At 57.0% G+C, this 19,776-nt stretch carries 16 protein-coding genes; 15 read left to right on the top strand and 1 reads right to left on the bottom strand.

Translation table 11 applies throughout. The features are described from left to right. The first annotated feature begins 52 nt into the window (after positions 1-52). Complete coding sequence (locus B5E62_RS14770) at positions 53-964, top strand: magnesium transporter CorA family protein (protein ID WP_087175290.1); 912 nt, start codon at positions 53-55, stop codon at positions 962-964. 30 nt (positions 965-994) lie between these two features. On the opposite strand, the gene B5E62_RS14765 is transcribed toward B5E62_RS14770, so the two are convergent. Further along, a complete protein-coding gene (locus B5E62_RS14765; RefSeq protein WP_087175289.1) occupies positions 995-2,917 on the bottom strand; it encodes an ABC-F family ATP-binding cassette domain-containing protein in 1,923 nt (640 codons plus the stop codon). Between the two features lie 185 nt (positions 2,918-3,102). Here B5E62_RS14765 and B5E62_RS14760 point away from each other — a divergent pair, with 185 nt between their 5' ends. The 14 genes from B5E62_RS14760 (at position 3,103) to recA (ending at position 19,773) form a co-directional block, all read left to right on the top strand. Then, entirely contained in the window at positions 3,103-3,756 is a 654-nt protein-coding gene (locus B5E62_RS14760; RefSeq protein WP_087175288.1) for a redox-sensing transcriptional repressor Rex, read from the top strand. A gap of 122 nt (positions 3,757-3,878) precedes the next feature. Beyond that, a complete protein-coding gene (locus B5E62_RS14755) occupies positions 3,879-5,375 on the top strand; it encodes an NAD(P)H-hydrate dehydratase (RefSeq protein ID WP_087175287.1) in 1,497 nt (498 codons plus the stop codon). 3 nt (positions 5,376-5,378) lie between these two features. Then, on the top strand, positions 5,379-6,548 hold the full coding sequence (gene alr / locus B5E62_RS14750; protein WP_087175286.1) for an alanine racemase: 1,170 nt from the start codon (positions 5,379-5,381) through the stop codon (positions 6,546-6,548). Between the two features lie 81 nt (positions 6,549-6,629). After that, a complete protein-coding gene (locus B5E62_RS14745) occupies positions 6,630-6,977 on the top strand; it encodes a type II toxin-antitoxin system PemK/MazF family toxin (protein WP_087175285.1) in 348 nt (115 codons plus the stop codon). Positions 6,978-7,007: 30 nt separating this feature from the next. Next, positions 7,008-7,808, top strand: a complete 801-nt coding sequence (locus B5E62_RS14740) for a hemolysin family protein (RefSeq protein ID WP_087175284.1) — start codon at positions 7,008-7,010, stop codon at positions 7,806-7,808. Between the two features lie 46 nt (positions 7,809-7,854). Further along, positions 7,855-8,586 (top strand): YebC/PmpR family DNA-binding transcriptional regulator, encoded by a 732-nt coding sequence (locus B5E62_RS14735; protein WP_087175283.1) that lies wholly within the window; start codon positions 7,855-7,857, stop codon positions 8,584-8,586. 12 nt (positions 8,587-8,598) lie between these two features. After that, the gene (locus tag B5E62_RS14730; protein ID WP_087175282.1) at positions 8,599-9,363 is read left to right on the top strand and encodes a CFI-box-CTERM domain-containing protein; all 765 of its coding nucleotides are present in this window, start codon (positions 8,599-8,601) and stop codon (positions 9,361-9,363) included. Positions 9,364-9,385: 22 nt separating this feature from the next. Continuing rightward, a complete protein-coding gene (locus B5E62_RS14725) occupies positions 9,386-10,666 on the top strand; it encodes an O-acetylhomoserine aminocarboxypropyltransferase/cysteine synthase family protein (protein WP_087175281.1) in 1,281 nt (426 codons plus the stop codon). A gap of 52 nt (positions 10,667-10,718) precedes the next feature. After that, positions 10,719-11,438, top strand: a complete 720-nt coding sequence (locus tag B5E62_RS14720; RefSeq protein WP_087175280.1) for a ClpP family protease — start codon at positions 10,719-10,721, stop codon at positions 11,436-11,438. Positions 11,439-11,614: 176 nt separating this feature from the next. After that, positions 11,615-14,083 carry an FtsK/SpoIIIE family DNA translocase gene (locus B5E62_RS14715; protein WP_087175279.1) on the top strand — a complete coding sequence of 823 codons (2,469 nt, stop codon included), beginning with the start codon at positions 11,615-11,617 and terminating at the stop codon, positions 14,081-14,083. A 56-nt stretch (positions 14,084-14,139) separates the two neighbouring features. Continuing rightward, positions 14,140-15,810 carry a formate--tetrahydrofolate ligase gene (locus B5E62_RS14710; protein ID WP_087175302.1) on the top strand — a complete coding sequence of 557 codons (1,671 nt, stop codon included), beginning with the start codon at positions 14,140-14,142 and terminating at the stop codon, positions 15,808-15,810. A 57-nt stretch (positions 15,811-15,867) separates the two neighbouring features. Continuing rightward, on the top strand, positions 15,868-17,220 hold the full coding sequence (locus B5E62_RS14705) for a chitobiase/beta-hexosaminidase C-terminal domain-containing protein (protein WP_087175278.1): 1,353 nt from the start codon (positions 15,868-15,870) through the stop codon (positions 17,218-17,220). Positions 17,221-17,377: 157 nt separating this feature from the next. Further along, positions 17,378-18,391: a GH25 family lysozyme gene (locus B5E62_RS14700; protein ID WP_087175277.1), complete on the top strand. Its 1,014-nt coding sequence runs from the start codon at positions 17,378-17,380 to the stop codon at positions 18,389-18,391. Between the two features lie 344 nt (positions 18,392-18,735). Next, the gene (gene recA / locus B5E62_RS14695; RefSeq protein WP_087175276.1) at positions 18,736-19,773 is read left to right on the top strand and encodes a recombinase RecA; all 1,038 of its coding nucleotides are present in this window, start codon (positions 18,736-18,738) and stop codon (positions 19,771-19,773) included. Positions 19,774-19,776: the final 3 nt, after the last annotated feature.

The following is a 19,776-nucleotide window of genomic DNA, read 5'->3' as shown; positions in this document are numbered from 1 at the left end:
TGGCGCAGAAGGCGGAAAAAGCAGAGTATAGATAGAAAAGGTGTTGAGAAGCATGATATGGAAGATGGGAGAGAGGATGGAAAAGATGGACGAGGAAGCGTGGAGGCAGGAGCAGTGCCCCGCGGTCTTCCTCACCGACTCCCGGAATTCCAGGCGGGTTCTCGACATGGCGGGAATCCAGTATGAAAATGATATACAGCTTGGACAGATCGGCTTCTGCAAGCTGGAGACGCAGCAGGAGTGCCTGGCGGGCACTCTGTGCATCCCCAAGCTGCTGGACGTGCTGGGGAGCCGCTACCGGATATATTTTTTTATCAACCAGAACCATGTTGTCCTTGTGGATGACGAGGATTTCTCCATGCGCCTGATCCGCAGGATCAAGAGGAAAAAGACCCATCAGGGAGAGACAAAGGAGCGGTTTATCTACAACTACATAGCCGAGTTCATGAGCAGGGACCAGGAGCTCCTGCTGCAGTATGAGAAGACGCTGATGCACATGGAGGAGGACGCCATGCAGGGGAAGATCGAGAAATTCCAGCAGGAGCTGATGCCTATCAGGAGAAAGCTCCTGAACCTGCGCAGCTACTACGACGAGATGATGGACATGGGGCGGGAGCTGGAGGAGAATGAGAACGGCTTTTTCGCCAAGAAGCAGCTCAAATACTTCGGGACTCTTTCAGACCGGGCAGACCGGCTCATGAGCCGCACCTCCCACCTGCTGGAGTACGCCCAGCAGGTGCGGGACGTGTACCAGGCACAGGTGGATGCGAGACAGAACAGCAATATGCAGTTCCTCACAGTCCTGTCCACCATCTTTTTCCCGCTGACGCTGATCACCGGCTGGTATGGCATGAACTTTCAGAATATGCCGGAGCTGAAAAACGGTTATCCTGGTGTTATCGTGCTGAGCCTGGTCGTTATCATCGTCTGTATCCTGATATTCAAAAAGAAGAAAATATTGTGACAGTGACAGAAAAAGAGGGAGGAGCCTGCCTTACGCAAGCTCCTCCCATTTTTCATACAGTTCCTCCAGGCGGGAGGCTATGTCCGCCTTTTCTTTCGCCAGCTCCTGGCATTTCACCGAGTTGGTGTACACCTCCTCCGTGGCCATGAGCTCGTCAATCTGCGCATCCCGCTCCTCCAGGCTGGTGATGAGCTCCTCCGTCTTTTTCAGGTCGCTCTGTCTCTTGCGCTCCCTGGCCTGCGCCTCCTTCTGCTCCTGCCAGCTCAGCTTGGCCTCAGATACGGTCTCGGCTGCGGGCCGCTGGTCTTTGGCTGAGGCGGGAGAGGGGGCCGCGTAGGCGGCAGTCAGCTCCTCGCGTTTTTCCAGGTAGTAGTCGTAGTTGCCGATGTAGTTGACAAAGGTGCGGTTCACCAGCTCCAGGATGCGGGTGGCCGTCTGATTGATGAAATACCGGTCGTGTGACACGTAGAGGACCGTGCCGGTGTAATTGTTGAGAGCGTTTTCCAGTATCTCCTTTGAGGCGATATCCAGATGGTTGGTGGGCTCGTCAAGGATCAGAAAGTTGGCCTCCGAGAGCATCAGCTTTGCCAGTGACACACGTCCCCTCTCCCCGCCGCTCAAGTCTCCGATGCGCTTGAACACATCGTCCCCGGTAAAGAGGAAGGCGGCCAGCATGTTGCGTATCCGGGTGCCCGTCAGGTCGGGGTAGTCATCCGAGATTTCCTCAAATACAGTCTTGTCCATATGGAGCACATGGTGCTCCTGGTCGTAGTAGCCCACATGCACATTGGCCCCCAGAGTGAAGCAGCCGCTGTCCGCAGGGAGCACATCGTTCAGGATCTTGAGGAGTGTGGTCTTTCCCGTGCCGTTGTCCCCGATGACAGCCACGTGCTCGCCCCGGCGGATGTCAAAGCTCACGTCGGTAAAGAGAGTCTGGTCCGGGAAGGCTTTGCTCAGGTGCTCTACCGAGAGGACATCGTTCCCGCTGACGCAGGAGGGTTCCAGCGTCAGGTGGATATCCGTCTTCAGCTCAGCCGGCTTCTCGATCCGCTCCATCTTGTCCAGCAGCTTTTCCCTGCTCTCTGCCCGCTTGATGGATTTTTCCCGGTTGAAGGAGCGGAGCTTCTCGATGACTGCCTCCTGGTGGCGTATCTCCTGCTGCTGGTTCATGTACTCCTTCAGGCGGGCCTCCCGGACCTGCTTTTTCTTCTCTGCATAGGCAGTGTAATTTCCCAGATATGTGGTGAGCCGCCCCTGCTCGATCTCGATCACCTTTGTCACCACCCGGTTCAGGAAATACCGATCGTGGGACACGATGAGCACAGCGCCCGGATAGTTCAGGAGATATGTCTCCAGCCAGGAGATGGAGTTTAGGTCCAGATGGTTGGTGGGCTCGTCAAGGAGCAGCACGTCCGGTCTGGTGAGGAGCAGCTTTCCCAGAGAGACCCGGGTTTTCTGGCCTCCGGAGAGGGTGTCAACGGCCTTGGTGAAATCCTCCTCCCCGAAGCCCAGGCCCTTCAGTACGCCGGTGATCTCACTCTCATAGGCGTAGCCGTTCTCCCTCTCAAACTGCTCTGTGAGGCGGTGGTAGGTGTTCAGCCGCTCTGTCAGCGCCTCCCCCTGGAGAGTGGGGAGGTCCCTTTCTATCTGCCGTATCTCGCTCTCGATGGAAATGATCCGCGCCTTGGCGGTCTTCACCTCCTCGTATATGGTGTTCCCCCCTGTCAGGTCCTGGTGCTGTGCCAGATACCCCAGGGTGCGGCCCTTTGCCAGGGTGACCGAGCCGCTGTCCGCTGGGAGCTCCCCGACGATCATTTTTAAAATGGTGGATTTCCCGGCCCCGTTGATGCCAACAAGGGCCGCCTTTTCATGGTCTTCAATGTGGAAGGAGCCGTCACGCACGATGACCTCCTCCCCGAATGCCTTTTCTATATTGTGACATGCCAGTATCATGTTGTACCTCCTGCGCAAAACCGTGCATTTTACAGCCTTAACTATTATATCGGGGAACCTGCGGCATGTCAATTTCCAGAAAGGCCGCCCGGGTCGATTTGAGGAACTTTTGAGAACAATAAATTGACTTTGCTGTGACAATTCTATATAATAAATCTGAGAAACTGAAATGGAAGGTGGATAAAGTGGAAGGCAGAGAAATTTCGCAGGCAGTCATACGTAGACTTCCCAGATATTACCGCTATTTAGGAGAGCTGCTGGAAAATGGTGTGGAGCGCATTTCCTCCAACGATCTCAGCAAAAAAATGCATGTGACAGCATCCCAGATACGGCAGGACCTGAACAACTTCGGCGGCTTCGGCCAGCAGGGGTATGGATATAATGTAAAATATCTCTATACGGAGATAGGAAAGATACTTGGCCTTGAAGAGGACCATGACATGATCATCATCGGGGCCGGTAATCTCGGACACGCATTGGCGAATTACGCGGCGTTTGAAAAGCGGGGATTTGTACTCAAAGGAATCTTTGATGTCAATCCCACATTAAAAGGAATGACGATCCGGGGCGTTCCCATCCATATGATGGACGAGCTGGAGGACTTTGTTAAGAACAATGACATAGAGATCGGTATTCTGACAATCCCGAAGACAAAGGCGATTGAGGTTGCCAACCAGCTGGTGGCGTACGGAGTGAAGGCAATATGGAACTTTGCGCATACGGATCTTAATCTTCCGGATGATGTGATCGTTGAAAATGTCCACCTGTCAGAGAGCCTGATGCGGCTGTCCTACAATATCAGCCGATACAATGAGGAACAGAAAAAATCAGAGAAGTAACAGGACTTTGTGACGTGTAAAGCCGGCGTGTGTAAGGCAGGCCTTCTTTACACGTCTTTTGTGTTGCTGCGATGCGGCGACCGGCAGGTCCTGCTCACGCCCTGGGGAAGGAAGGTGATATTATGCTATTTTTACCGGATGGAAGACAGATGAAGGCGGCGGACAGCTATACGATACGGGAGAAAAAAATCCCGTCGCTGATACTGATGGAGCGGGCGGCCCGCACCTTTGTGGAGACAGTGCTGGACAGAGGCTTTGACCTGTCCCGTGTCTGCGTGGTGTGCGGATCCGGCAACAACGGGGGAGACGGCTTTGCCATCGCAAGGCTGCTGCTTGAGAAGGGGGCCCGCGTGACCGCGGTGATGGCGGGCAATCCGGAACACTGCACAGAGGAGACGCTGCGCCAGATCGAGCTTTTCAGAGAGGCCGGGGGCGTCGTGGGAAACTCTTTTGAAGAAGGAGAATATAGTATACTGATAGACGCTGTTTTTGGAGCCGGCTTGAGCCGCCGGGTGGAGGGAGGCTATCTCGCCTGCATCCAGGCCATGAACCGGTCCGGCGGCGTAAAGCTGGCGGTGGATGTGCCCTCAGGCGTCTCTACCACCACCGGGGAAGTGGCCACAAGTGCTTTTAAAGCGGACCTGACAGTGAGCTTCCAGTGCGCCAAGCTGGGATGTGTCCTCTATCCGGGACGGGATTACGCCGGAGAGGTGGTGGTCGCGGATATCGGCGTGGATGTATCGGGGCTGGAAGGTGACAGGGAGGTGGCCTACGCCCTGGAGGAGAAGGATGCAAGGGGCATGCTCCCCGGAAGACGCCCCAACTCCCACAAGGGGGATTACGGGAAGGCCCTTATCATTGCGGGGAGCCGGGGAATGGCGGGAGCCGCTTACCTGGCTGCCCTGGCTGCCTACAGGACAGGGGCGGGGCTTGTACAGATCTACACGCCGGAGGAAAACCGGACCATCCTGCAGACCCTGCTGCCGGAGGCCATCATCCGCTGCTACGACTTCTTTGACGAGCGGGAGCTCCTTCGTCTCCTCGACTGGGCGGACGTGGTCAGCATCGGGTCCGGCCTGGGGACCAGTGACAAGTCAAGGCGCATCCTGCAGACAACGCTGGAGAACGTGCATGTCCCCTGTGTGGTGGACGCGGACGGACTGAACCTGCTGGCGGAGCACAGCCGCTATCTTGACAGGCTGCCCCATGAAAATTTCGTCTTCACCCCCCACATGAAGGAGATGTCCAGGATCGTCCGGCGGACTGTGGAGGAGCTCCAGAGGGACAGGATGGAGATCCTGTCACAGTTCACGGGGGAGAACCGGGTCACCTGCGTGCTGAAGGATGCCAGGACCTGCGTGTGCAGGCAGGGGGAGCATCCCTTTGTGAATCTCTCAGGGAACGCGGCCATGGCAAAGGCCGGCAGCGGCGATGTGCTGGCGGGAGTCATTACAGGGCTCCTGGCGCAGGGAATGCCCTGCTTTGACGGCGCTGTGCTGGGCGTTTACCTGCACGGGCTTGCGGGGGACGCGGCCCGGGAGGAGAAGGGCGCATACAGTGTGCTGGCAAGAGACCTGACAGACGCGTTGGGAGCGGTATTGAAAAGACTGGAGGGATAGAGCATGAAGAAGTACACCAGGATATGTGCCAGGATAGACCTGGATGCAGTCGAATACAATCTGGAGATGATGCGTAGAAGGATCCCCTCTGACACGAAGATGATCGGCGTCATCAAGATGGACGGCTACGGTCACGGGGCAGCCCAGATCGCAAGGCTTGTGATGGAGGAGAAGGACTATATCTGGGGCTACGCCGCCGCCACTCCCGATGAGGCGGCTCTGCTCAGGAAAAAGGGGATACGAAAGCCCATCCTTGTGCTGGGATGCACGTTCCCGGAGCAGAGGGATGATATGATCATGCAGGAGATACGAATGACCTGTTATACCCGGGAGATGGCAAAGGACGTTTCCGAGAGGGCTCAGAGGCTTGGGAAGACCGCCTACATCCACGTCAAGCTGGACACAGGCATGTCCAGGCTTGGGTTTCTCATCAACGAGGCGAATGCGGACACTATTGCCCAGATCACCAGGCTTCCCGGTGTGGAGGCAGAGGGAATGTTCACCCATTTTTCCAAGGCTGACGAGACGGATAAATCATTTACCCGGGGGCAGATGGAAAAATATCTGTGGATGAGATCCCGGCTCGCGGACAGGGGCGTCACCTTCAGATTCTGTCACTGCTCCAACAGCGCCGGCATCATCGATATGCCGGAGGCTGCCATGGACCTTGTGCGGGCCGGCATTGCCATGTACGGGCTCTACCCCTCCGGGGAGGTGCAGAAGGACCTTGTGCCCTTAAGGCCGGCCCTGGAGCTCATAAGCCATGTATCCCACGTGAAATGGGTGGAGCCGGGGACCAGTGTCAGCTACGGCGGGACCTATGTCACAGACCGCAGGACAAAGATCGTCACAGTGCCCGTGGGATACGGCGACGGCTATCCGAGAAGCCTGTCAAACAAAGGGTATGTGCTGATACACGGGAAAAAGGCCCCCATACTGGGGCGTGTGTGCATGGACCAGTTCATGGTGGACGCAACGGACATAGAGGACGTACAGTTCGGGGACCGGATCATCCTGGCAGGGGAGGAGAGCGGTGCCGTGGTTTCAGTAGACACCCTGGCGAACCTGTCCGGCCGGTTCAATTACGAGTTTGTCTGTGATATCAACAAACGCGTGCCCAGGGAATACATCCGCGGCGGTCAGGTCGCAGAGCAGATGGACTATTTCGAATAGCATCCGCGCACTGTTTTGGAATACATCCGAGAAAGATGGAAATACTATCAGTATCTTGAGTAAATCGGAGTGTGACAAAAAGTGCAGGTAAAACGCGGTGATATATATTATGCAGATTTAAGCCCCGTTGTGGGGTCTGAGCAGGGCGGCGTCCGCCCGGTGCTGATCATACAGAACAATGTCGGGAACAGACACAGCCCCACAGTCATCTGTGCGGCTATCACATCCCGCATGAATAAGGCAAAGCTGCCCACCCATGTGGAGATTGACGCCCGCAGATACCGGATCGTAAAGAACTCGGTCATCCTGCTGGAGCAGATCCGCACTATCGACAAGCGGAGACTGAAGGATATGGTCTGTCACCTGGACAGAGAACTGATGGATAAGGTAGATGAAGCGCTCAGGATCAGCTTTGAGCTTCATACATAGACACGAAAAAGGAGCGATAGAGGAGAGATTATGGAAGAAGGAAGCTTGTTTCAGAGGATGAAGCAGATGTTTCAGGAGGATGAGGACCTGAGGGAAAAGCCTGAGCTTGGCCAGGAGGCCACGGAGCTCATCCGGAATATTTTCCGGTATATGGACAAGGATGCCAGGGACATCATGACCCACAGAAGAGACATCGTGGCCATTGACGGGGAGGAGACGCTGGAGGATGCGCTGAAGTTCATGCTGGAGGAGAACCACTCCCGCTTCCCCATTTACCATGAGGATATCGATGAGATCATCGGCACCATGCACCTTAGGGAGGCTATGGTCTGCTACATGAACGAGGAGCTGCGGGATAAGCCGGTCAGTGAGCTGAAGGAGTACATACGTCCGGTCACCTTTATACCGGAGTCCAAGAGCATCGACACTCTCTTTAAGGAGATGCAGGCGAAAAAGAAGCATGTGGTCATCGTGCTGGACGAGTACGGCCAGACATCAGGGCTGGTGGCCATGGAGGATATCCTGGAGGAGATCATGGGCAACATCCTGGACGAGTACGACGAGGAGGAGGAGACTATTGTCAGACAGGCGGACGGCTCGGTGACAGCAAGCGGCTTTGCGGACCTGGAGGACCTGGAGGACCTGCTGGGCATTTCTCTGGACACAGAGGAGTACGAGACCTTAAACGGCTTCCTGACCGGGCAGCTTGACCGGATCCCCGGGGAGGACGAGCACTGCGTGGTGGAGTCTGAGGGATACAGATTTACTGTGCTGAAGGTTGATAACAACGCCATCCAGTCAGTCAGGATTGAAAAAATAGACGGGGAGTGATAGAATAAAAAAAGTGTGAATATAGAAGATACAAGGAGAGAGAAAAATGTCAGGACATTCAAAGTTTGCCAATATCAAACATAAGAAAGAGAAAAATGACGCGGCAAAAGGAAAGATATTTACAAAGATAGGAAAGGAGCTCGTGGTTGCCATCAAGGAGGGCGGAAGCGCGGACCCGGCCAACAACAGCAGGCTGCGGGATGTGATCGCCAAGGCGAAGGCCAACAACATGCCCAACGACACCATTGAGAGAAATATAAAGAAGGCGGCAGGAGACGCGGACGCTTCCAACTATGAGCACATTACATACGAGGGCTACGGCCCCGGCGGCACGGCCATCATCGTGGAGACGCTGACGGACAACAAGAACCGTACCGCCTCCAACGTAAAGAGCGCATTTACAAAGGGCAGCGGAAACGTGGGGACCCCGGGGTGCGTGTCCTTCATGTTTGACAGAAAGGGACAGATCCTTGTGGCAAAAGAAGAGTACGAGGGAGACCCGGACGAGCTGATGATGCAGGCTCTGGATGCGGGCGCCGAGGACTTCGCCGAGGAGGAGGACAGCTATGAGATCATCACGGATCCGGATGACTTCAGCGGCGTGCGCCTCGCCCTGGAGGAGGCGGGAATCCCTATGGCCCAGGCAGAGGTGACCATGATCCCTCAGACATGGGTGGAGCTCTCTGACGAGAAGGACATCCAGAACATCCAGAAGACACTGGACCTGCTGGATGATGATGACGATGTGCAGGATGTCTACCACAACTGGGATATGTAGGCGGGATATACTATGGAACTGGAAGCATTACAGCAGAAGCTGATCGATTTTTTTGTGGAGATGCAGGACTACCGCCAGTTTTTTAAAAGAAAGCTCTATGCGGATGCCTTTGCGAAATGCTGGGAGAAGAACAGAGAGCTCGTGGCGGCCTTGAGCGAGGCCTGCAAGCAGGCTGAGGACGAGGAGCAGGCGGTGGAGGCGCTGGCAGGCGCCATCCCGGATTACGCTCACAGTCAGTTGGGGAGCGTGAAGAGCAAAAACAAGAGAGAGGGACTGATGATCGACTACAATATGGCTATGGTGACCTTTGTCATTCCCGTGCTGGGCTATGATAAAAATGAGTACTGCAGCAGGATCATCGACCGGATGGTGGAGAGGTGGAACGAGCCCCCGGTGACAATGAAGATAAGCCGCTCTGATTTTGAGAGCCTGAAAGACGGCTTTAAGTCCCATCCCTGTTACATTACTACTGCTGTCTGTGCCAGCAGGGACCAGGGGGACGACTGCTATGAGCTGAACCTCCTGCGGGACTACAGAGACCATTACCTGACTTCCTCGAAGGAGGGGGAGAGGATCGTGGAGGAGTACTACAATGTGGCTCCCACTATCGTTAACCGCATCAACAGGCAGGCTGATGCGGCACGGATATACGACGACATATACAGCTCCTATCTGAGGCGCTGCATCGAGCTGATCCAGGCGGACAGGCTGGAGGAGTGCAGAAGGGTGTACGCGTCCATGGTGGAGGACCTGGAGAAAAAATATCTGTTCTCATAGAGGAACGGGAAAGGAAGGAAACATGAGCGATTACAGGATAGAGACAAAGTGTATCCAGTCCGGATACACACCGAAGAACGGGGAGCCGAGAGTTCTTCCCATTTATCAGAGCACGACATTCAAATATGAGACAAGCGAGCAGATGGGGCGGCTTTTTGACCTGGAGGAATCAGGCTATTTCTACACACGCCTCCAGAACCCAACCAACGATGCCGTGGCGGCCAAGATCTGTGACCTGGAGGGAGGATACGCGGGCATGCTGACCTCCTCCGGACAGGCAGCCAGCTTCTACGCTGTCATGAACATTGCCCAGCAGGGCGACCACATCGTGTGCGCATCCGCCCTCTACGGAGGTACATACAACCTGTACGCCCACACGATCAGGAAGATGGGAGTGGAAGCCACCTTCGTGGACCCGGACTGTAGCGAGGAGGAGCTGAACGCAGCGTTCCAGGATAATACGAAGGCCGTCTTTGGAGAGACGATCGCCAACCCGGCTCTTGTTGTCCTTGACATTGAGAAGTTCGCAAAGGCGGCCCACGCCCACGGAGTTCCGCTCATTGTGGACAATACATTTGCGACTCCTATCAATTGCAGGCCCTTTGAGTGGGGAGCGGACATTGTGACACACTCTACCACAAAGTATATGGACGGACATGCTTCCTGCGTGGGCGGCGCCATCATTGACAGCGGAAACTTTGACTGGGAGGCCCATGCGGAGAAATTCCCGGGACTCACCACGCCGGACGAGACATACCACGGCATCGTGTATACGCAGAAATTCGGAAAGGGAGCCTACATCACAAAGGCGACGGCCCAGCTCATGAGGGACCTGGGCTCCATCCAGTCTCCCCAGAACGCGTTCCTCCTGAACATCGGACTGGAGACACTGCACCTGCGCATGCCCAGACACTGCGAGAACGCCCTGAAGGTGGCCCGCTACCTGCAGGGACACGAGAAGGTGGACTGGGTACACTGCCCCTCCCTGGACGGGGACCCCTACTATGAGCTGGCCCGGAAATATATGCCCGGCGGCACCTGCGGTGTCATCACGTTCGGACTGAAGGGCGGAAGGAGCGCGGCGGAGAAGATGATGGACCATCTGAAGCTGGCGGCCATCGTGACCCATGTGGCGGACGCAAGGACCTGTGTCCTTCACCCGGCAAGCCACACCCACAGGCAGATGAACGACCAAGAGCTTCGGGAGGCCGGCGTGCAGCCTGAGCTGATCCGCTTCAGTGTGGGGATCGAGAACGCGGATGACATCATTGCGGATATCGAGCAGGCTCTCGCACAGATTTAATGCATAAAAAACCAGAGGCACTTCCATACTAACACTATGGAGGTGCTTTTTTATGGAGATGAAGAGACAGGAAAGTGGACCGGGGAAGAGCCAGGAGGAGAAACAGGAAGAAATCAGGGAGATGGGCACGATGGACCTGGAGGAGGGGGGCGGGAAAGACGAAGATCCCCACAGGATCAAGCTCATCACCATCATAGGAGAGATAGAGGGGCATGAGTCGGTGTCGGGGAACACCAAGGCCACAAAATATGAGCATCTGCTTCCCATGCTGGCGGAGATAGAGGACAGTTCCTGCATCGACGGACTGCTCATCCTCCTGAACACACTGGGAGGAGATGTGGAGGCGGGACTCTCCATCGCGGAGGTGATCGCCTCCCTGAGCAAGCCCACCGTATCCCTGGTGCTGGGGGGAAGCCACTCCATCGGCGGGCCCCTGGCCGTGGCGGCGGACTACTCCTTTATCGTGCCCAGCGGCACCATGATCATCCATCCGGTAAGGTCCAACGGCATGTTCATCGGTGTCATGCAGAGCTTCCGGAACATGGAGAGGACCCAGGACCGCATCACAGGGTTTCTTGCCAGGCACTCCCACATGAGCCGGGAGAGGATTGAGGAGCTGATGCTCGATCCCACCCAGCTGGTGAAGGATGTGGGGACGCTCCTGGAGGGGGAGGAGGCAGTGAGAGAGGGGCTCATTGACCAGGTGGGAGGGCTCTCTGACGCCCTGGGAAAACTGCATGAGATGATAGATGAGAGACGCTCCGGCAGATGAAACCGTGAAAATTGCTGATGACAGTTTTTTGTGGAAATGATATACTAGTACTGTGTATGCTTATATAGTCGGCCGCCTGAAAGCGCGGCCCGGCTTTTTCTGCGGCGGGCCAGCGGCAGGGGGGACGGCCTGCGGCATTACTTACAGAGAAGAAACAACAATAAGGGGGAAATAAAATGGCATCTAGGTCAGGGACCGGAAGAAGAAAAAGAAAGTCGGGGAGAAAGAAGACCGGCGCTCAGCAGAGCTTTGTGGCAGATGAGATCGTCATCTGGCTGACGCTGGCGGTGAGCATCCTTCTCCTGCTCAGTGCCTTCGGGCTCGGAGGGGCAGCCGGAAACGCGGTGTCAGCCCTTCTGGCGGACCTTTTCGGGTACAGTACATATCTTGTCCCCTTCCTGCTGTTTGGAACGGTGACATTTCTCATATCCAACAGGGGCAACAGGGCGGCCTATGTTAAAGCGGGGGCGGCCATCCTGCTGTTTGTCCTTATCACTACCTTTCTCGAGCTCCTCCTGGAGGAGGGAGGACTGCTCGGGGGAGCGGTGACAGGAATCCTCGTGCCCTCCATAGGGACCGCGGGCACCTATGTGGTGGTTGTGATCCTGATGATCGTCTGCGCAGTCATCATCACCGGGAAATCCGCCATTAAGGGCGTGAGGGAGAGAGGCACGGAGGCATATGGAAGAGCCAGGGAGGACGCCGCCAGGCGCAGGGAGCTGGCCGAGACAAGGAGGCTCATCCGCCGGAAGGAGGCGGAAAAGGAGCTGGAAGAAGCGAAGAAGGAGGCGCAGGCTCTGGAAAAGGAAGAAAAAGCCAGAGGAAAGCGCAAAGACCGGCATGTGTCCGGCGTCTCCTTTGACACCACTCTGGGTGAGAGAGGAAAGTCACCGGATGTGCAGGAGCTCACCGCCCCTGGCGTGGAGGAGCTGTCCTCAGCCGGGGAGGACAGGGAGGACGGATCAGACGTGTCGGCTCCGGAGGAGCCCGGCTTTGTCATCAACCGGGCGCAGGTGCCGGAGGAGGAGCCGGAAGAGAGCGATGCCCCCGTGGAGGACGCGGAGGAGAAGAAGTCCCGCAAGACCAGGCTGGGGGCCGAGGCCGTGGCCATGGAGGCAGCCCAGGTGGGAGAGATGGCAGCCCGGGCGGAAGCGGTTCCCAGAAAGGAGTACAGGATACCTCCCCTCTCCCTTCTGACAAAGGGGAAAAAGGCGGGGGGAGACTCGGATGCCCATCTGCGGGAGACAGCCAGGAAGCTGCAGGAGACGCTCCACAATTTCGGCGTCAACGTGACCATCACAAATGTCAGTTGCGGCCCTGCCGTGACCCGGTATGAGCTGCAGCCCGAGCAGGGAGTGAAGGTCAGCAAGATCGTGGGGCTCACGGACGACATCAAGCTGAACCTGGCAGCGGCGGACATCCGCATCGAGGCCCCCATCCCGGGAAAGGCGGCTGTGGGCATCGAGGTGCCCAACAAGGAGAATGCGGTGGTCCACCTGCGGGACCTGCTGGAGTCAGGAGAATTTAAAAACAGCTCTTCAGCCATCGCCTTTGCGGCGGGCCGGGACATTGCCGGCAAGCCGGTAGTGGCGGACATCGCCAGGATGCCCCACCTTCTGGTGGCGGGAGCTACCGGGTCGGGAAAATCCGTCTGCATCAACACCATGATCATCAGCATCCTCTACAAGGCCTCGCCGGAGGATGTAAAGCTCATCATGATAGACCCCAAGGTGGTGGAGCTGAGCGTCTACAATGGTATCCCCCACCTTATGATCCCGGTGGTGACAGACCCGAAGAAGGCGGCCGGCGCCCTGAACTGGGCCGTGGCGGAGATGATGAAGCGGTACGAGCTGTTCGCCAAATACAACGTCAGGGACATCAAGGGCTTTAACGAGAAGACCGAGAGCATGACTCCCGGGGAGAGGGAGGGTAAGCCAGGGAAGATGCCCCAGATCGTCATCATCGTGGACGAGCTGGCGGACCTGATGATGGTGGCTCCCGGCGAGGTGGAGGAGGCTATCTGCCGTCTGGCCCAGCTTGCCAGAGCGGCTGGCATCCACCTGGTGGTGGCTACCCAGAGGCCGTCCGTGAACGTTATCACGGGCCTTATCAAGGCAAACATGCCCTCCAGGATTGCCTTTTCCGTCACCTCGGGTGTGGACTCGCGGACCATCATAGACATGAACGGAGCGGAGAAGCTGCTGGGCAAGGGAGATATGCTCTTTTATCCCTCCGGCTACCAGAAGCCGGCCCGTGTCCAGGGGGCTTTCGTCTCTGACAAGGAGGTCCAGGCTGTGGTGGAATACCTGAAGAAGCAGAACGGCGAGGCCTCCTACAGCGAGGAGATCGTCAGCGAGGTCAACTCCACCGCCTCCGGGCTTGGAAGCGGCACCGCCGGCGAGGCGTCCGGCGACAGCGGCGGAAGGGATGCCTACTTTGCCGAGGCAGGGAAATTCATCATAGAGAAGGAGAAGGCCTCCATCGGCATGCTGCAGCGCATGTTCCGGATCGGTTTCAACCGGGCAGCCCGCATTATGGACCAGCTCTGCGAGGCCGGAGTTGTGGGTCCTGAGGAGGGGACAAAGCCCAGGAAGGTGCTGATGACCATGGAGGAGTTCGAGAAGTACCTGGAAGAAAGCATGTGAGAGAAGACGCGGGAGCGTCTTTGAAAATAAAATACAAAAGGAAAGGAATGGACAGTATGAAATCAGATATTCAGATCGCACAGGAAGCAGAAATGATGCACATCAGGGACGTGGCCGCCTCCATCGGCATCCCGGAGGAGGACCTGGAATTCTACGGAAAGTACAAGGCAAAGCTCTCCGATGAGCTCTGGGAGGACATCAAGGACAGAGAGGACGGGAAGCTGGTCCTTGTGACAGCCATCAACCCCACTCCCGCCGGAGAGGGGAAGACGACTACCACCGTGGGGCTGGGGCAGGCCATGGCAAAGCTGGGGCGGAAGGCTATCATCGCCCTCAGGGAGCCCTCCCTTGGCCCCTGCTTCGGCATCAAAGGGGGAGCGGCCGGGGGCGGCTATGCCCAGGTAGTCCCCATGGAGGACCTGAACCTGCACTTTACGGGGGATTTCCATGCCATCACCTCCGCCAACAATCTGCTGGCAGCCCTTCTGGACAACCATATCCAGCAGGGAAATGAGCTGGGCATCGATCCGAGACAGGTTGTCTGGAAGCGGTGCCTGGACATGAACGACAGGAGCCTTCGGAACATCGTCATCGGGCTTGGCAGAAAGGCCGACGGCATGGTCAGAGAGGACCACTTTGTCATCACTGTTGCCTCCGAGATCATGGCGATCCTCTGTCTGGCGGACGATATCAGAGACCTGAAGGAGAGACTGGGCAGGATCATCGTGGCCTACAATTTCAAGGGTGAGCCGGTGACCGCAGATGACCTTCACGCCACGGGAGCCATGGCAGCCCTCCTGAAGGACGCTATCAAGCCCAACCTCATCCAGACGCTGGAGCACACACCGGCTCTGGTGCACGGCGGCCCCTTCGCCAACATTGCCCACGGATGCAACAGCGTGCGGGCTACAAGGATGGCCCTGAAGCTGAGCGATATCACGATCACAGAGGCGGGCTTCGGCGCGGACCTGGGAGCTGAAAAATTCATGGATATCAAGTGCCGCATGGCAGGTTTTAAGCCGGATGCAGTAGTTTTAGTTGCAACCGTCCGCGCTTTGAAGTATAATGGAGGAGTTGCGAAGGATCAGCTCTCCCAGGAGAACGTGGAAGCCCTCGCAAAAGGAATTGTAAATCTTGAGAAGCATATAGAAAATGTACAGAAATATGATGTACCTGTCATAGTGACGCTCAACTCCTTTGTCACAGACACAGAGGCGGAGATTGCCTATGTCCGCAGCTTCTGCGAGGAGAGAGGATGCGAGTTCGCCCTGTCAGAGGTCTGGGAGAAGGGCGGTGAGGGCGGCATTGCCCTGGCCGAGAAGGTCCTTGACACTCTGGAGAGCAGGGAGAGCCATTTCCATACACTGTACGAAGATGACCTCTGCCTGAAAGCCAAGATCGAGGCCATCTCAAAAGAAATATACGGCGCGAGAGGCGTGGTCTACGAGCCGGCGGCGGAAAAGCAGCTGGCCAAGATAGAGGGCATGGGCTTTGGCAATCTGCCTGTCTGCATGGCGAAGAACCAGTACTCCCTGTCTGACGACGCCACAAGGCTGGGCCGCCCTGCGGATTTTGACATCCACATCAGGGAAGTGTATGTAAATGCGGGCGCCGGATTTGTGGTTGCGCTCACAGGCGCTGTCATGACCATGCCGGGGCTTCCGAGGGTACCTGCGGCCAACGGGATCGACGTCTCAGAGGACGGGCACATCACAGGATTGTTTTAAGGAGAGATAGAAAATGCCCCAGAGGGAAAGCGGCATGATAATAGGGGGTATCGGACGATGAGATGCACGAACTGCGGATGCGAGATACCAGACGGCCAGTTATACTGTAAGAGGTGCGGGAACGAGATACGCATCGTGCCTGACTATAATCCTCTCGACGATGTCCTGGCAGCCCAGGTAAAGGGAGGGATAGACGGAGGCGAAAGGCCTCTGGACGATTACGACTATGAGAAATCCTACACTTCGGATCTGCGCAGGGGAGAAGGGCAGAGAGCGGAGCGGAGGAAAGAGGAGACAAGGACCCTGAGAAATACATCCGCCGCGGGAGGAAGATCCTCCCGCGGGCAGGGGACCGGACATATATCCCGCGGGCAGGGGACCGGACGAGTTTCCCGCAGCACCGGGAGCGGCGGAAGGCGGGGCGGCACCTCCCGCATGACGGGGACGGTGGATCCTGAACGGGAGAGACGCCGCAGGATGGCAGAGAAAAAGAGAGAGAAAAAAAAGAAGCTGAGAAGGCGGCTCCTTCTCGGACTTATCATCCTGATCGCGGTCATAGCCGCTGCGGTCTTTTTCCTGTACCGGAATTCCTACGCAGGACAGATCAGTCAGGGAGACAGAGCTTATTCCGAGGGAAGCTATGACCGGGCCGCAGACTATTATAACAGAGCCATCCAGAAGGCGCCGAGGCGGGGAGAGGCATACACAGCCCTCGCTAAAGTGTACCTTGCCAGGGATGAGGAGGACAGTGCGGACCAGATGTTCCTGGATGCCCTGGAGTCCTATCCGGACGAGGTGCCCATCTACGAGGCCTGTATCGCGTTTTACCTGGATACAGAGCAGCCACAGGAGGTGTCCGCGATCCTGGAGGATGCCCCTGATGACGTGCGTGGTGAGTTGAGTGAGTACGTGTCGGAGGGGCCTGTCTTCAGCCTGGATGACAACGAGGTCTTCGAGGATGTGCAGCAGCTCTCTTTAGAGTCTGACGGGGAGGCCATCTATTACACCACGGACGGCAGCGAGCCGGATACGTCCAGCCAGAAGTACGCAGAGCCCATCCAGATCGGGGAGGGGACGACCACGGTCTCTGCCATCTCCGTGAATAAGGCCGGCATCCCCAGCCTCCCTGTGACAAAGGAGTACACGGTGGAGTTCCCGCTGGAGGATGCCCCCGCAGTGACTCCTTCCACGGGGCAGTACGACCAGCCCACACAGATCGTGATCCAGGTGCCGGAGGGGTATACGGCCTACTACACGACAGACAGGAGTGACCCGACGGAGGAGTCCACAAAGTATACGGGACCCATTGACATGCCGGAGGGGAATACCATCTTCAAGGCTGTGCTGGTCAACGGCAAGGGCAGGCTGACAGGGGTTACCACGAGAAACTATGAGCTTGTGCTGGAGTAGTGCATATGGACCGGCAGGTCCTCGGAAAGCTGACAGCGGTGACGGCGGGCAAGGCCGGAGCCGCTGTTTTTTCTGTCTGTCAGCCACTGTCCCGGTTTGTCAAAAACAGGCGAAACAGCATAAGATAAAGTGACGAGATAAAAAGAGAGCTGATCCTATGAGCATGAACGGCATCGATATCAGCAATCATCAGGCGGGTATTGACCTGGCCGGTGTTCCCTTTGACTTTGTCATCTGCAAGGCCACGGAGGGGACCGGCTTTGTGGACCGATACTGCGATGGATTTATCCGGACCGCGGCAGGTCTGGGAAAAAAGACAGGCGTATACCACTACGCTACAGGCAGGAGCTCCGGTAAGGCGGAGGCGGAGTACTTCTACGAGAATATCAAAGGATATGTGGGCACTTCCCTGCTTGCCCTGGACTGGGAGGGCGGCACCGTAGAGCAGGGGCCGGCCTATGCGCTGGCTTTTCTGGAGCGCTTGAGGGAGCTGACAGGGGTAAAGGCCCTGATCTACATGAGCAAGAGTGTGTGCAGGGCTTATGACTGGAGCCGCGTCGCCGCGGGGGACTATGGACTTTGGTGTGCCCAGTATGCAGACAGCAGCCCCACGGGCTATCAGTCCTCTCCCTGGACAGATGACGGCGGGACCGGAGATTTTCCTGCAATGGCCGTATACCAGTACAGCTCAACAGGTCGGCTGGCCGGCTATGGCGGCAATCTTGACCTGAATATCGCCTATATGGACAGGGCGGCCTGGGACCGGTATGCCAACCCGGGCGGCGGGGCAGAGGGCCCTTCCATCCCTGTGACAGTGCCTCCGGCGGCTCCGGAGAAGCTGGCTGTGGACGGTTCCTTCGGCCCGGCCACGGTCCGGAGGACACAGTCCTTTTTTGGCACAGTGGTGGACGGGACTGTCAGCTTCCAGCCGGAGTCCAACCGGAGGTATCTCTATGGGGCATACCCGGGCTGCTGGCAGTTCATGGAGACCGGGTACGGCCCCGGTTCAGATATGGTCCGGGCCATGCAGAGAAAATTCGGCGCAGCCGTGGACGGTTGGGCGGGGCGCGACACAGTCCTCCACATGCAGGCCTTTCTGGGTGTCACACAGGATGCCAGCATGGGACCGGAGACAGTCTCGGCCTGGCAGTCCTGGCTGAATTCCCACTGAGTGCGGCGGGGCGGGGGCGCGGGGGTTTCCGCCGCACCTGCCCGCCCTGTACGGGCTGAGTAGGAGAAAAGAGTTGACATATGGATAGGGCTATGGTATACTGAGTGTGAAATTCAGCCGGAGGTTCCTGCCGGCGGCAAGGCGAATTCTGAACAGGCAGTACAGTGCTGCCGCATCCGCGCTCGATCATGCGGCTCATATCCCCGGGACAGAAGACAGGAGAGGACTGGTACGGTACCAGAAAAGAAAAAGACAAAAGTTTATTGACATTTAAGGGCAACTATACTACTATATTGTACATAGGAGCGAACATCCGTTCGTATTTTGGTAAGGAGAAAGAGATTATGGCTAGTGAAGATAAGAAGAAGGCATTGGATGCGGCTATAGCGAAGCTGGAGAAGGATTTTGGAAAGGGCACGGTCATGAAGCTTGGCGACCCCAAGTCTCATGTCCACGTGGAGACCATCCCCACAGGTTCTCTGAGCCTGGATCTGGCGCTGGGACTGGGAGGCGTGCCCAGAGGCCGCGTTGTGGAGATTTACGGCCCGGAGTCCAGCGGTAAGACGACAGTGGCTCTGCATGTGATAGCGGAGGTGCAGAAGCGGGGCGGCATAGCGGGCTTTATCGATGCCGAGCATGCCCTCGACCCGGTGTACGCTAAGAATATCGGCGTGGATATTGATGAGCTCTACATTTCCCAGCCTGACAGCGGGGACCAGGCGCTTGAGATCGCAGAGACGATGGTGCGCTCCGGAGCGATGGATATCATCGTCATTGACTCTGTGGCGGCTCTTGTGCCCCGGCAGGAGATAGAGGGGGACATGGGGGACAGCCATGTGGGGCTGCAGGCCAGGCTGATGTCCCAGGCTCTGAGAAAGCTGACGCCTGTTATCAGCAAGTCCAACTGCGTCGTGATCTTTATCAACCAGCTCCGCGAGAAGGTGGGCGTTATGTTCGGAAATCCGGAGACCACCACGGGAGGACGTGCGCTGAAATTTTACGCTTCCGTGAGAATGGACGTGAGAAGGACAGAGACCCTGAAGCAGGGCGGAGAGATTGTCGGGAACCATGTGCGGGTGAAGATCGTGAAGAATAAGGTCGCCCCGCCCTTCAAGGAGGCGGAGTTCGATATCATGTTCGGAAAAGGCATCTCCCGTGAGGGCGATATACTGGACCTGGCGACGGGCATCAATCTCGTCAGCAAGAGCGGCGCATGGTATGCCTACAACGGGGATAAGATCGGCCAGGGAAGAGAGAATGCCAAGAGCTATCTGACCGAGCATCCCGAGGTCATGGAGGAGCTGGAGTCAAAGGTGAGAGCCTACTACCATATCGACGGGAGCGCAGATGAGGCGGAGGACGGCGCCGGGACAGAGGAGTAGAGG

This window comes from Lachnoclostridium sp. An118 (assembly GCF_002160985.1).
Taxonomy (GTDB): Bacteria; Bacillota; Clostridia; order Lachnospirales; family Lachnospiraceae; genus Claveliimonas; species Claveliimonas stercoravium.
The sequence above is the reverse complement of the archived record's forward strand: the minus strand, read 5'-3'. Positions and strand labels throughout refer to the sequence as shown.

Excerpts from the sequence above, each read along its gene's own strand:
- B5E62_RS14770 (WP_087175290.1), top strand. The coding sequence starts at position 53 with ATGATATGGAAGATGGGAGAGAGGATGGAAAAGATGGACGAGGAAGCG.
- B5E62_RS14765 (WP_087175289.1), bottom strand. The coding sequence starts at position 2,917 with ATGATACTGGCATGTCACAATATAGAAAAGGCATTCGGGGAGGAGGTC.
- B5E62_RS14755 (WP_087175287.1), top strand. The coding sequence starts at position 3,879 with ATGCTATTTTTACCGGATGGAAGACAGATGAAGGCGGCGGACAGCTAT.
- alr (WP_087175286.1), top strand. The coding sequence starts at position 5,379 with ATGAAGAAGTACACCAGGATATGTGCCAGGATAGACCTGGATGCAGTC.
- B5E62_RS14740 (WP_087175284.1), top strand. The coding sequence starts at position 7,008 with ATGGAAGAAGGAAGCTTGTTTCAGAGGATGAAGCAGATGTTTCAGGAG.
- B5E62_RS14735 (WP_087175283.1), top strand. The coding sequence starts at position 7,855 with ATGTCAGGACATTCAAAGTTTGCCAATATCAAACATAAGAAAGAGAAA.
- B5E62_RS14730 (WP_087175282.1), top strand. The coding sequence starts at position 8,599 with ATGGAACTGGAAGCATTACAGCAGAAGCTGATCGATTTTTTTGTGGAG.
- B5E62_RS14725 (WP_087175281.1), top strand. The coding sequence starts at position 9,386 with ATGAGCGATTACAGGATAGAGACAAAGTGTATCCAGTCCGGATACACA.
- B5E62_RS14720 (WP_087175280.1), top strand. The coding sequence starts at position 10,719 with ATGGAGATGAAGAGACAGGAAAGTGGACCGGGGAAGAGCCAGGAGGAG.
- B5E62_RS14715 (WP_087175279.1), top strand. The coding sequence starts at position 11,615 with ATGGCATCTAGGTCAGGGACCGGAAGAAGAAAAAGAAAGTCGGGGAGA.
- B5E62_RS14710 (WP_087175302.1), top strand. The coding sequence starts at position 14,140 with ATGAAATCAGATATTCAGATCGCACAGGAAGCAGAAATGATGCACATC.
- B5E62_RS14705 (WP_087175278.1), top strand. The coding sequence starts at position 15,868 with ATGAGATGCACGAACTGCGGATGCGAGATACCAGACGGCCAGTTATAC.
- B5E62_RS14700 (WP_087175277.1), top strand. The coding sequence starts at position 17,378 with ATGAGCATGAACGGCATCGATATCAGCAATCATCAGGCGGGTATTGAC.
- recA (WP_087175276.1), top strand. The coding sequence starts at position 18,736 with ATGGCTAGTGAAGATAAGAAGAAGGCATTGGATGCGGCTATAGCGAAG.